11 protein-coding genes, 1 pseudogene and 1 CRISPR repeat array are annotated in these 12,713 nt (G+C 70.5%); of the genes and pseudogenes, 6 read left to right on the plus strand and 6 right to left on the minus strand.

The features are described 5' to 3' along the window. Positions 1-510 precede the first annotated feature (510 nt). Positions 511-968: direct repeats of the CRISPR family, unit length 29 nt; unit sequence CTGCTCCCCGCGCACGCGGGGATGGTCCC. A gap of 224 nt (positions 969-1,192) precedes the next feature. Then, on the plus strand, positions 1,193-2,413 hold the full coding sequence (locus AB0M39_RS20380; protein WP_365366225.1) for a hypothetical protein: 1,221 nt from the start codon (positions 1,193-1,195) through the stop codon (positions 2,411-2,413). An 85-nt stretch (positions 2,414-2,498) separates the two neighbouring features. Here AB0M39_RS20380 and AB0M39_RS20385 read toward each other — a convergent pair whose 3' ends face one another. Continuing rightward, positions 2,499-2,930 carry a DUF4259 domain-containing protein gene (locus AB0M39_RS20385; protein WP_365366227.1) on the minus strand — a complete coding sequence of 144 codons (432 nt, stop codon included), beginning with the start codon at positions 2,928-2,930 and terminating at the stop codon, positions 2,499-2,501. 589 nt (positions 2,931-3,519) lie between these two features. Further along, positions 3,520-3,786, minus strand: a complete 267-nt coding sequence (locus AB0M39_RS20390) for a hypothetical protein (RefSeq protein ID WP_365366229.1) — start codon at positions 3,784-3,786, stop codon at positions 3,520-3,522. 407 nt (positions 3,787-4,193) lie between these two features. Between AB0M39_RS20390 and AB0M39_RS20395 the strand changes: the two genes are divergently transcribed. Together AB0M39_RS20395 and AB0M39_RS20400 are read left to right on the plus strand one after the other, a co-directional pair. Then, a complete protein-coding gene (locus AB0M39_RS20395) occupies positions 4,194-5,747 on the plus strand; it encodes an alpha/beta hydrolase (RefSeq protein WP_365366231.1) in 1,554 nt (517 codons plus the stop codon). Continuing rightward, positions 5,744-6,206: pseudogene (locus AB0M39_RS20400) on the plus strand (serine hydrolase domain-containing protein); the annotation flags it as partial. The gene AB0M39_RS20395 and the pseudogene AB0M39_RS20400, both read left to right, overlap by 4 nt. Here AB0M39_RS20400 and AB0M39_RS20405 read toward each other — a convergent pair. Further along, on the minus strand, positions 6,171-6,617 hold the full coding sequence (locus AB0M39_RS20405; protein ID WP_365366233.1) for a helix-turn-helix domain-containing protein: 447 nt from the start codon (positions 6,615-6,617) through the stop codon (positions 6,171-6,173). The pseudogene AB0M39_RS20400 and the gene AB0M39_RS20405 sit on opposite strands and share 36 nt — an antisense overlap. Before the next feature lie 129 nt (positions 6,618-6,746). Between AB0M39_RS20405 and AB0M39_RS20410 the strand changes: the two genes are divergently transcribed. After that, positions 6,747-7,544: an ATP-binding protein gene (locus AB0M39_RS20410; protein ID WP_365366235.1), complete on the plus strand. Its 798-nt coding sequence runs from the start codon at positions 6,747-6,749 to the stop codon at positions 7,542-7,544. A 350-nt stretch (positions 7,545-7,894) separates the two neighbouring features. Here AB0M39_RS20410 and AB0M39_RS20415 read toward each other — a convergent pair whose 3' ends face one another. The 3 genes from AB0M39_RS20415 to AB0M39_RS20425 all read right to left on the minus strand — a co-directional run bounded on the left by AB0M39_RS20415 (position 7,895) and on the right by AB0M39_RS20425 (position 10,958). Next, entirely contained in the window at positions 7,895-8,656 is a 762-nt protein-coding gene (locus tag AB0M39_RS20415; protein WP_365366237.1) for a hypothetical protein, read from the minus strand. 266 nt (positions 8,657-8,922) lie between these two features. Beyond that, positions 8,923-9,336 (minus strand): hypothetical protein, encoded by a 414-nt coding sequence (locus tag AB0M39_RS20420; protein ID WP_365366239.1) that lies wholly within the window; start codon positions 9,334-9,336, stop codon positions 8,923-8,925. Positions 9,337-9,758: 422 nt separating this feature from the next. After that, complete coding sequence (locus AB0M39_RS20425; RefSeq protein WP_365366241.1) at positions 9,759-10,958, minus strand: SMI1/KNR4 family protein; 1,200 nt, start codon at positions 10,956-10,958, stop codon at positions 9,759-9,761. 827 nt (positions 10,959-11,785) lie between these two features. On the opposite strand from AB0M39_RS20425, the gene AB0M39_RS20430 reads away from it, so the two are divergent. Together AB0M39_RS20430 and AB0M39_RS20435 are read left to right on the plus strand one after the other, a co-directional pair. Further along, the gene (locus AB0M39_RS20430) at positions 11,786-12,049 is read left to right on the plus strand and encodes a hypothetical protein (RefSeq protein WP_365366243.1); all 264 of its coding nucleotides are present in this window, start codon (positions 11,786-11,788) and stop codon (positions 12,047-12,049) included. Between the two features lie 87 nt (positions 12,050-12,136). Next, positions 12,137-12,682, plus strand: coding sequence for a hypothetical protein (locus AB0M39_RS20435; RefSeq protein WP_365366245.1), 546 nt, complete (start codon positions 12,137-12,139; stop codon positions 12,680-12,682). Positions 12,683-12,713: the final 31 nt, after the last annotated feature.

The following is a 12,713-nucleotide window of genomic DNA, read 5'->3' on the forward strand; positions in this document are numbered from 1 at the left end:
CGCGCCCTGCGGATGCACCTCGATCTTTGCCCAGCCGGTGATCGCCCGCCCCTGCTTGACCAGACGGCAGCAGCCGGGCCGAGCGCCTCCATCCCCGCGTGCGCGGGGATGGTCCCAGGGTCTCCATGTCGTCCTCGTCCTCGTCCTCGTCCTCCTGCTCCCCGCGCACGCGGGGATGGTCCCCCCGCCATCATGGCGTCCGCCGCCCGTCACCTCATCTCCCCGCGCACGCGGGGATAGTCCCATCGCGCCGGTTGAGCCGTTCTGTGAGTACGTCTGCTCGACAGGCGGTGACTGAGGTGCGCTGCAAGCACCAGGCTTGGGGTGCCCAGTTGAGGACCGGAGGCAGGCCTGTCCGATCCCGGCTCCGTGAGGTTCACGTGAGCGGAGCCCTACGATGAGACTTCGGGTTCCCTCGCCGACGGTAAGGGCTCTATGGACGGTATGCCGGACTCGGCGAAACCCTGCGGGAATCGCATGTCCCCGCACTGGAGCTGCAGGTCACGCAGTCTGCTTCCCGCACCTGCGGGGATGGTCCCGCGCCCCTGGTCGGGGACACGCTGCGCGAGCTGCTGCTTCCCGCGCCTGCGGGGATGGTCCCGCCTGGCGCTCGATGGGCGCGTTCGAGGTCAACTGCTCCCCGCGCACGCGGGGGATGATCCCGACGACAGCTCGGCGACGCAGTCCGCGTACTCCTGCTCCCCACGCACGCGGGGATGGCCCCTCGGCAACCCGGTAGGAGTACGGCGGGTTGAACTGCTCCCCGCGCACGCGGGGATGGTCCCGCCGAGTTGTTGTTGGTGTCGACCGGGACCCACTGCTCCCCGCGCACGCGGGGATGGTCCCCACGCGTTGGCCGGGCGGAACGTGTCACAGAACTGCTCCCCGCGCACGCGGGGATGGTCCCCGCTTGTCCAGGACGAACGGGTCGACGACCGGCTGCTCCCCGCACACGCGGGGATGGTCCCGAGCCCAAGGCAGCCCGCGCCCGAGAGCGCAACTGCTGCCCACGAGTACAGACAGCACTTCGTCGGTAGGCACGAAGCCGCCGATGCCGAGACGGAGTTCACGGGTGCTGGCTACCGCTCCCTGGTCGTGGTCTGGGCGTGTTCGACCAGGACGGCCTGGTTCCGATGGGGCCCTGCCGATATCGCCTGGCGGGCTGGTGTTCGATCGGGCAGGGTGCCTGGTGATGAGCGATGAACACGAGATGACGTACGTCCGCCCCGACTCTGTCGAGGGTCTGCTGCAACGGGGGCGTGGCCTCGGGGCGGTACGAGCGCTCCAGGACCCGCAGGGAACTGCGGTGTTCGTGTATGACGGCATCCGTCGTGACTGGCGTTGGCACGGGGCCGATGATCGGTCTCTGTACCTGGCGCGGCTGGTCCGGGACCTGGAGCTGTCCCCCACGCCGGTCGTGGAGCAGCTGGCGTCGGACGAGGAGTCCTGCCTGCGGGCCTGCGAGGTGCTGGAGCTGCTGGCGCTCGCCGGATCGGAGGAGGCCCGGGAGGGGCTTCGGTCCTATGTCCGGGAGGGCGAGCACTGGGTCCGCGTCCTGGAGTCGGTGTCAGCGTGCTGGCCGCCGGAGTGGTGGGAGGACCTCGGTGACGTCGCACGCGCTCGGATCGGCGCAGAAGCGGAGCTGCCGTGGTTTTCCGAGCCGTGGACGCGGTTCGGGATCGCCGTGCAGAGCCGCCCGTTCGTTCCGCGGCCGTCACTGGCCGGGCTCGGCACCGGGGAGCTTCTCGCCCTGCTCGCCGACGACCGTACCGAAGGCGACGCGAAGGTCGACGCACTGCATGCCCTCAACGGCCGGGAGCCCGCTGAGGAACTGATCCCGCTGATCCCCTCATTGGGCGCGGACGGTCGCCGGCCCCTGCCCCTGCTCAGACGTGCTGTCGAGCGCCTCGGCGCCCTAGCTGTGCCGGCAGCTCGCGGATGGGCGCAGGACCCACGCCCCTGGCTTGCTCGGCTGGGATCGGACGTCCTGGCCGATCATCCCGGCCCCGACGCACTGCCAGGCCTCGTGGAAGAACTCGCCGAGCAGTGGGCGGCGCGGATCTGGTGCGGTCCCGACAGGACGGCCCGGCGCCTGGCCCGGTTCGGACCCGACGCCGCCGGGGCGGCGCCCTATCTGCAGCGCTACTGGCTGCGCACCCCTCACTCGTACGAGCGTGCCGCCTATCTGGAGGCACTCGCCGCCATCGACACGAACGGTCTGGACTACGCGCACACCGAGTCCCTCTGGGACTGCGAGGAGACGGCGCGACTGCTGGGCATCGCCTCGGCGCCCGCCAGCCCAGAAACCCTGCAACGGATCACGGCACTGCGCGACGACCCGATGGAGACACCCGAAGTGCGAGCCGCAGTCCGCACACGGCTGCTAGCCCCTACCGGCCCGCGACCGCTCTGAAATTCTGTTCGGGAGAGCAACCCCGGGCTGCAAGTCGCCTACCGTTCTCCGGCTCTGGCTCAGGTTTTGTGGCGGTGACGATCGGTCATTGCTCGACGTCGAACAGCGGGATGGACGGTGATGGCGGAGCAAGGACTGTGCGAAGGCGGTTGAGGTCGGCTCGCCACTGCTTCCAGTCTTCCGGATCGACCCAGTTCGACGCCGGCCCGGCCTCCTCGCTGATGACGCGAGCGAGGGCCTCGTCCGCAAGCGTCCGGAGATCGTCAGGGAAGGCGGGCATGGGCTCTTCAGGGCCATAGGGTGTGTTGACTGGGCCGCCGCCAGGGCATTGCGCCGCAATCAGCGCGGCGGCGGCCACCGCCTCTTCTCCTTCGGCGAGCCAGCCGGTGGCGTCGACGGTGCGCGTGAGCACGCCACGGATCAGTGCCTCGCGTTCTTCGGGTTTGGCGTCGTCGAGAGCGTTGGCGAAGTCCGCGGCGGTGTCGTTGTCGAAGGGGCCGGTGTCCCAGGTGCCCATTTGATCTCCTTGTGTAGTTGCGCCGGGATCTTCGCATCAGCCGCTGACATTGCGATCACTGCAAGGGTGTGGAGGCTGGGCAGGTCGTCCTGCCGGACAGCGTCGAGCCAGGCTGGCAGGTTTTGGCCCTGGCGCTGCGTGAGCATGACCGCGAAGGAGCGAACGTGTCGGGTGAGGGCGTCGAGCTCAGAGCAGTGGGTGCGGACGGTCTTGAGCTGGAGTTGACGAGATCCGGGAAAAGCTGGGGGACAACGCTCCTCAGATCAGCGCCTCCTCGCTCCATCCCCCAGCCACTGGAGCGGCTCACTGACGTCGCCGCTCCAGCCGGGCCGACTCCCCGGCAGATCGGCAACCCCGCCCAGGCCACCCTGCCCCCGGCCGTCGGGACCAACCGGAGACCGACAGGGCAGCAGCCCTCAACAGCCCAGCCAACGCCGAACGCAGTCCGGCCGGGCCCCGCCCACCTCGATGCAATTCCCGTCGAGTCCGTCGGCGACCGGTCCCGTCTCCACGGAGTCCGACCCGTCCCACAGGACGCCACGCTGCGGGCCGCTCTCAAGGACCGACGAGTCAGCGAAGCGGGGCCGCCCTACGGGCCGTCGGGATCGGCGTCCCCCTCTCGCGCAGCGGCCGCCGCCTCCAGCAGGGACCAGCCGTCGACCTCCGCCGCCCGCCGCTCCCCTGGCCGCCACCCGCGGGCCAGCGCCACGTCGAGCAGAGCCCGGACGGCGCCCGGCTCGTGCAGGTTCAGGCCCGCACCCCGGGTGAAACCCACATCCCCGGAGCCGAGAGGAGCCCCGCCCGGGACGTACCGGCCAGGCCCGCCGACGAACACGATGCGCAGCAGACCGCCCACGCCGGCCGCCCGCGGGAACAGAGTCAGGTCGCCTTCCCGAGGAGTGGCCGTGGGCGACCGCGCGTTGCTGGAACCAGCTGCCTGCCCTGGTCGCGCTCACAGGAGGCCGTTGATGACCGTGCGGTGAAGTTCCAACGCCCGTCCCGGGCCGCATTCTTCGGAAGGCCCCACTCCAGCCGAGCGCACTCAGTGTCCGGCAGATCACCCCGCCCTCTGTCACCTCAAACGATGAGTGTCCGGCATAGGTCGCACGACCCATCAGTGCCTGGGTCGCTTCTTGGGGGTGGAGTCCGCTGCTTGTCAATACCGCAACCACCAGGAAGTGTGAACCGGGCAGCGGCATGGTCCGGCGTCATGCGCGCTCGTAGCGTCGTGGGCGACAGCTCTCGTCCGATCCGAGGAGCACCATGCGCGTCCTATCCGGGGTCACCATCAGCCTGGGACTGGCCGGTTTACTCGCCGCGGCCGTACCTGCCACGGCCACATCACATCAACCCACTGACGGTGCCCCTGCCCACCAGCGCCTCGTCTGGGGGCCCTGCTCAAAGGCGCAGACCGAGCTGAACGCGGCGGGGGCGGAGTGCGCCAAGGTGCCCGTCCCCCTCGACCACTCCGACCCCGGCGGCCGTACGATCAAGATCGCGATATCGCGGATCAAGGCCACGTCCACGACCGGTAGGCGCGGCATTCTGCTGTCCAACCCCGGTGGTCCCGGCGGGACCGGTCTCGCCAATACCCTCGCGCTCCGCCCGGCGCTGAAGGATGTGGCGGACCGCTACGACCTGATCGGCTTCGACCCGAGATTCCTCGGCGAGAGCACTCCCATCCGTTGTGCCCCCGCCCGTCCCTCACCGCCACCCGGTCCGGTCACCTCCCCGCGCAAGGACTTCGAGGAGACCGTCCGGTCCGCGCGGGACACCGCTCGGCGCTGCCAGGAGTACGGAGACAACGCAGAACTGCTGCCGCACGCCTCGACCCGGAACGTGGCCCGCGACATGGACGCGATCCGGGCCGCACTGGGCGAATCCAGACTGTCCTACTACGGCGTCTCCTACGGAGCCGACCTGGGCGCCGTGTACACCCAGTTGTTCCCCCGCCGGGCCGACCGCGTGGTCATCGACTCCTCCACCGACCCTGCCGCCAGCCAGTACGAGCTGTTCCAGCGGGCCGGCGACCCGCTGGAGGCGGCGCTGGACGAGTGGGCCGGATGGGCCGCCCGGCACAACGACCGGTACCGGCTGGGCCCGACCCGTGGCCAGGTCCGGGCGACCGTTCAGAAGCTGCTCGATCACGCCGAGCACCGCCCGGTGGCGGTCAGCGGACAGCGGTTGAACGCCCCCGTGCTGCGGCTGTTGCTCCGGCAGCTCGTCCAGCACCAGGAGAACGACCCCGCCCTGGCCTCGGTGGTGCGCGATCTGGCCGACGCCGCCGCCGGGAAGCCGATCGAGCCCGGCCCGGAGCTCGCCGCCATGCTCCAGTTGCTCAACTCGCCGGACCTGCAGCACAGCATGTTGGGCGGTGCGCTGTTCATGTGCGGTGACGGGGGCTGGCCCGCTGGAGGCTGGCCGAAGAACCCGGAGACGTACTGGCACAACAGCGTTCGCAGCCGCGCCACGCAGCCGGTCTTCGGCCCGGTGGTCAACGAGATGATCGCGCCGTGCGCGTTCTGGAAGAACGAACCGCGCGAGCCGGGCACCTCCATCCACAACAACGTGCCCGTCCTGATGCTGCAGGCCCGTCGCGACAACAACGTCCCCTACGACGGCGCCCTGGCACTGCATCGCAGGCTCACCGGCTCGCGCCTGGTGACTGCGGACATCCGCTCGCACGGTGTCTACGGGCGGGGCATCGACGGCCATCAGCCCGTCCCCTGTGCCGACCAGGCCGTCAACGACTATCTGCGCGGCGGAACGCTGCCGGCCGACGACATCGCCTGCGCCCCCACGGGAGCCGCCCGATGAGCCCGAGGGGACCGGTCGTCAGTCGGCGCAGGGGTATGGCGGCTGCCGCGGCGGCCGTTCTGGCGGGCACCGGCTCCGGCACCGCCTCCGCGGCGCCACCCACCGCGCGGACACGGGGACACGACACCCTCTAGGCCGATGTGAGATCGATCCGGGCGACCGGGGCCACCGGAGTGCTGGCGGAGGTGTGCAGCGCGCAGGGGCGCACCCTCGCGCGGGCCGGCACAGCGGATCTGACGACCGGTCGCCCGGCTCCCTGGGACGCCTATTACCGCCTCGGCAGCGACACCAAACTTCACCGCCACCATCGCCCTGCAGTTGACCGACGAAGGCAGACTCGCACTGAACGACCCCGTCGAACGGTGGCTGCCAGGGGTGGTCAAAGGGAACGGAAACGACGGCAGCAAGATCACCATCGCCAATCTACTCCGCCAGACCAGCGGCCTGAACGACTACCTCACCGCAGCGGCCGGAGTCCTCCCACCCCGTCGACCACAGCGCCACGTGCTGGGCGACGGCCCGGGGCGACCAGGTCACCTCCGGATGCGGCGGCATGCTGGCTGCTGTGGCTACGATCGCCACGCGGACCTCGTGCCCGCAGATCTTCGGCCGCCCCGACCGTTCGGCGTCCCGCAAGCCGTCCGGGCCCAGTGCGGCGAACCGCCCGCGCCACTTGCGCACCGTGTCCACGCTGACCTCGAGCTCCTGGCGATCGCGCCATTGGCGAGTCCGTCCGCGGCCGCGCGGACGATCCCGGGCCCGCAGCACCGCCCGCACCTCGGACTTCGCCGAGGTCACCGTCCGCACCAGCCGCTCGCGGACCCGCGAATCGATCGCCACCGCTGCCCCTACCCGTCGCCCACCCTCCACGGCCGATGATCATGGCGGGTCGCCGCCGTACCCGGCAGTATGGGCCCTGTGCCGAAGAACCCTCCGGAATCGATGCAGCACCAGCTGCGCCAGCGCCTGAACCGCCACACCCGCGAGTGCTGGCCCCATGTGGACGCCATCACGGTCCGCTTCCGCACAGGATTCGCCAACGTGGCAGCCGAGTTGCCTAGCGAGAGGAGCCTGCCGCTGTGCCGACTGCGCATCACAGGCATGCTGCACACCTGGGGCTTCGCCCTCTATCGGGCCGGCAACTACAGCTACCGGGACAACATCCTGCCCGGCGGACTGCCGGCCGGATCCCCGGAGGAAGCCCTCGACTGCGCAGGCGGCCTCTACCTCAACGCTCTCGCGCCGGCCATCCGGGTGCCGGCAGGGCTCGTCGTACTCGTCGGCCCACCAGCCTCGGGTAAGACCAGCTTCGTTCGGGCACTGATCGCACGCCGGCAGATCGACGCGGAAGGCGTGGTGTCCAGCGACGAGATCCGCGCGGAGCTTTTCGGCACCTCACCCGCGGAAGCGGAATCCGACGCGGCGGACGCACGGATCTTCGAGGAACGAGACCGCAGGATCGTCGCCAGGCTCGCCACCGGACACAGCGCAGTCGCCGAGTCAACGAACGTCACGCCGCAGGCACGCGCCCGACTCATCGCCATCGCCAGGCGCTTCAACGCCCCGGTGACCATGCTGCGATTCAATCCGGACGTCACCGACCTAATCCAGCAGTACACCGAGCGAGGCCGCACCGACCTCACCGCCGCAGACGTCCGTGCCTACGCCGCCGCCATGACCCGCAACGCCGGTGCCGACCAGCTCCGCTCCGAAGGCGCAACCACCGTCCACGATGTCCCCGGACGTCGCCAAGCGACCACGCCCGACGAAGCCGCCGCGCACTTCTCCTTCGCCTGACACATCCAAGGTGTCCAGACCTGCCTTCGGACACCCCTCCACGAACTTCCGCAGAGCAGCACTACGTCGCCGACTTCGGAGCAGGAGCCATCCACCGACTCACGAGCCTGGCTACCCCCCATGAACAGGCAGTTCAGACCCCACCGCACTCCGCATGCCCTGTAGGGCGATCATGATCACCAGGCGCGGACAGTCACGCTGATCCGCGAGGTGGCCCAGATCCGGGGCCGGGCCCGTGGTTCCGGGCCGGATCGTCAGCGTGACACCCCGACGTGACAGCCGGATCGGGGCGCGGGACACCGGTGAGTGTGACGGAGTGACAGTCACCCTCGGTGATCACGGATGCGGTGCTACGACCGGGCGCGGGTGAGGAACCCAGCGAGCGCGCCGGCGGCTTCGGGCTCGGTGGTGGCGAGCCGGGCCGCGAACGCCAGCTGGTCGACGTCGGCGCCGGGGACCAGGCGGGCGAGTTCGGCGAGCAGCGCGGCGTGCGCGAGGACCGGCGGCGTGAGAAGGCCAGGCTGCTTCCTCGCGGGCGGCCGGGTCGCGGTAGTGCCCGAGGCGCGCGGCCAGGGCGTGCGCGAGCCATCCGTCGACGTCGGCCTGGACGTACCCGCCCGCGCGCCGGGTGAGTTCGTCCCGGACGGCTTCGTCCCCGGTACGGGGCTCGGTCTGCTCCAACGTGCCCAGCTCGCGCAGCGCCTGGAGCTCGTCGGCGCGAGCCGGGCGGCTTCGCGCAGCTCGGCTTCCCGGGCGGCGGCGGCCGCGGCGTTGGCGGCGAGCTCGGCCTGGACGACGTCGTCGGCGTCCGGGTCGTAGACGGCGCCAGCGCCAGGGACGTCGTCGGCAAGCAGCTGGTCGATCCGCTCCCACTCCGCGAGCTCCTCCCCGCCCGCGGACGTCGTCGGCCGGGTCCTCGTGCCGCGAGTTCCGCCGCGCGTCGAAGCGTGCGCCCTCGAGGGCCGCCGTGATGGCGCCGGTGTCCATGCCCTTCGCCCGGCGCCGTACGACACGGCGGCCGATCCGGGCAGGTCAACCGGCTCGCGGGGCGCGGCAACGCGTGGGGCGAGCGGACGGCGGGCGACGCGCCGGGGCGGCCAGGGCGTGGTCATCGTCGGCCTCGTATGCGTGGTGCGGATTTGGAGCGGGCCACCGCCAGGACGTTGTGCGACGGCCCGCCAAACATGTGAGCCGAAGCTCAGTAGTCGTCACCGGCAGAGTCGGATGACGTGGCGAACGAGACCGGATGAAGCAGCGTGGTTGTCGCCAACGAGGCACGCGGGTTGTCACGCATGTTCATTGAGCAGCCCTTCTGTCACCAGTACCGCGACCGGCTCCGTTCACGAGAAGCGCTGCCCGTCGGCTACGGCACCAGTGATCATTCCACTGTCAGTAGGAAGATCGCTGTGCCCAGGAAGAGGAAGAGCCCGACCAGGAGGGCCATGATGGCGAGCGCGCCGGCGACACGGGCAGTCAATACGCCCCAGAACTCCGCCCGCCGACCGTCGGGAGTGTCGGTGCGCCAGTCTGACGGGATGTCGACGCGTCCCTCCGCGATGGCCGGCGCGGCCCTGCGCACGTCTCCTGGGTGGAAGTAGTAGAAGGTCGGCTCCGCCCCCCACGTGCCCCGGCTCGCCCCGCCGAACCTGCGGACGCGGACATCCGCACGACGGGCGACACCCGGCAGCCAGTCCCTGCGCACGGGCCACAGCTTCGCGACCTCGTCACTGCTGAGCCAGGGCTCCTCCTCGTGGGCTGACTCCGGTGTTCCCGGATCCGGCGTGTGCGGCATGTCTCCCCCTCGATGCAGCAGGCCTCCAGTACACATCTGCTGCCCCGCATGCCGATAGAGCGCTGCGGCACGGCGCGATACGGGATTGGGCCTGCCCTTCGGGACCGTCAGGCATACGCGCGACGCCGACCCCCCGCCGGAAGGATGCGACCCTGCTGCCGGTCGGCGAAGAGGCCGACCGCGGTCTGTTCACCGGCCAAGGGTGTGGAGCAGAGATGCCACACGAGGCGTCATGGGCGCACGGCGCCCTTTGTCGACCTGCTGAGATGCGGGTGCCAAGGCTGTCAGCACTCCTCCGGAATCCTCCACCCGGAGCAGGGCGGCACGGGCATCGCCTCGGCCGGTGCTTCGTCGACGGCGGCGCGAGCGCGACACCCGGCGCATCGGCCGGACGGGCAACCGGGCGTTCGCCGGCCGAGGGCTCACCAGTAGGCGCGGTCGTCCCAGGGCCGGAAGTCCGCGAACTCGACAGGGTCGTCGTCCTCGTCCAGGGCGGGGAACCCATGTGTGACCAGCGTGCCGCGTTGCCAGTCGAGGAGGGTGTCGATCAGGCCGCTTTCGAGCGGCGGTCCCTGGTTCGCGTGGCGGGGCCAGACGATCAGCGGCCATGTGTCGGGATCCTCGCCCTCGGCCAGCCAGCCGAGGTAGTCGCCGTCGAGGGAGTTGGCGAAGGGGAGGAAGCCGCCGGGCTCGGGCCAGATGGCCAGCGGGTACCAGCCCGCGTTGCCGTCCTTGAGCTGCCGGTAGGCGTCCGCTGTGTCCTCGACGTGCGTGAGGAAACGACGCTCGCCGGTCCGGAGCGGGGTGTGGAATCGCAGCCACCCGCTCCAGATGCCGGCGCCGTACCCGTCCATCAGCCGCACGTACTCCCCGGGCAGCCGTGTCCCCAGCTCGGCGAACAGCCCTTCCCAGGAGCCGTTGCCGAGGTACGGCCGCTCGGGTGGCGGCGACAGCAGCCGCAGCCCGTCCAGCCCGGCGCCGGTCTCCAACGCGATTCGGCGCTCGGCCTCGGTGAGCCGAGGCGGGACCGGCGCGGGCGGGATCCACGCCTCGGCGTCGGGAAGGAAGGCGGTCCGCGCGATGGCGCCCGGCAGCGGGCCGAGCAGCGGGCCGGGAGGAGAAGGGAGCTCCCAGGTGTCACGGACGGTGTGCCGCAGGTAGTCGGTGAGCGTCAGGTCGTACCGGTGCCACCGGAGCAGGCCACTGCCCGGCACCGCCCCCGAGTGCTGCACCACCACGGTCCACTTGTCGGGGTCGACGGAGGCCGAGGTGTCCCAGAACAGTACGTCGCTGCCCCGCGTGCAGCCCCAGGCCAACAGGCCGCCGGGCTCTGGGTGGAGCACAGGCCGCTCGGCCTCGGGCAGCTCCCGCGCCTCGATCCGCGCCTCCCGGTGCGTCGCGCGCAGCCACTCGCCGTAGTCGAAGCGGTCCCGCTGTACGCATGGCACGTGGATCCACACGTACTCACCGAAGTCCAGCGGCCCGTACCGGTCGGCAAGCCGCTTGTAGTCAGTCGGCAGCCGCAGCCCGAGCCAGTCCTCGACGGCCGCCCAGTCGATGGCTACAGAGGAGGGCGGGCGCTCGGCGGAAGGGGTGGCAAACGTGGCTATGTCCGATGTCAATTGACGTCCTCTCAGCGTGCGCCATGTGCTCGGCGGATTCTTCCGTCTCCGCGGACCAGGCGGAAATCGGGTGGCGGCGGGTATGCCTGACGGTCGGACCGGCACGCAGGGAGGACGAGATCGCCCGCCGGGTGGCGAACTGAACGCGGATCGGAGTCGACCGAGGTGGCCCGAGGAAGCACCACAAGCGCTGCTCGACCTGACCTTGGCGACAGCAGGCTCGCCCACGTGGCAACCACCCGGCTTCGCGTAGGTGGGCGAGATCGGGGTGGTGACGGTGCTGATGCGGCCGGCGGCCGAGCTGCCAGAGCACGTGAATCCGAAGTACGCCGTCACCTCCACCATCATGCCGCGGGAGGTGGAAGCCTGCTCGCGTGCACGTGCCCTGACCTGTGGTTGCCACTCGGATTCGGTCGCCTCCACCAGCGTGGCCTGGAGCCGCTTCCGAGGCTTCTTCAGCTTCCCGGCGCGGCGGCACTCGATCGTGCGGGTCGAGGTCCCCACACGCTCCGCCAGGCTCCTCGCTGACTCCTTCGTCCGCGTGAGGAGGAATTTCACCTGTGCGTTTACGGACTTCGGCGGGGGCAGGGTGAAGACCTTCCGCTCTGCCCGTGCGAGGGCCCCAGGGACCTTGCCGCGGCGCGGGGCCGGCTGCTGCTGCTCGTGGTCGCTCGTACCTCCTGGGGATCACGGATCGCCTGTGGACAGAGGCGGCCGTCCGTGCAGGTGGCGGTGCTGCCGGCGCCCGTCCGTACGGTGGAGGGCATGACGACGTCCTCCGCCTGCTCATCCAGGACCAGATCGGTCAGCCACGCACCACCACCCGCATGCGCCGGGCGCTCGACGAAGCCTCCCCCTGCCTGCTGCCAGGCGAGTTCCCCCATCAGCCCCGCAGCCCCCACGGGGTGGACAACCTGCTCAGACAGCACGGCCTGCCGGTCCTCAGCGCCAGAGACACCGCCATGATCGAGGCCGTCACGCTCCCGCCCATCGTCGTCGCCGATCTCTTCGGCCTCGGCCCCGCCACAGCGGAGACATGGGCCAGATACGCCAACGACAGCTGGACCCACTGCCTCGCAGCCCGAACGTGAGGTACATCCTGACCCCATCAGGGTGGTGTGCCCGGGCCGCCGCGCACACCGCCCTTCCTCGCACTAGAACTGACGGAAGGGCTCGACATGCTCCCGATGGACCAGATCCGGGCGCTCCTGCTGGAGCACGACGACCCGCGCTGCCTGGAACGCCCCGCGGACTTCGACAAGGAGACCGCACTGAACTGCTACACCCGCTTGGTGAGCGCCCTTGAGGAACGCTTCGGGCCGTCCTGCTCAAGTGGCCTGGGCCAGGACGCCAGCTTCTGCGGTGTTGTCGACGTCCCAGCGGACGTGACGGGCCTCGGCCTGCCCATGAGCGTCGCGATGAGCAACTTCGGCCGCTACTTCGTCACTGCCTCCATGAGAGTCGGCGAGGGCGCCCCCAGAGGAGAGGCATGCCCGCCCGAGGAGCTCGTGACGTGGCTCGACGGTGTCTGTACGGCCATGGGGTGCACCTTCGTCCCGGCCGATCTGCTCCGTGAGCCGTACGACGGACCGTCGGTCCTGGAGGCGCACCGAGACGAGGAGCTGGTTGCGGCGCTCGTGGCCGCGGGCGAAGTGGCCGAAGACGAGGACGATGAGGAGGCGGGAAAGGCGGACTGGCACGACCGGTACTTCGAGTATATGTGAGACATCTGAGGCTCCATCAGTCACCGGCCGC

Origin of the sequence: Streptomyces sp. NPDC051907 (assembly GCF_040681075.1) — a bacterium.
Lineage (GTDB): Bacteria > Actinomycetota > Actinomycetes > Streptomycetales > Streptomycetaceae > Streptomyces.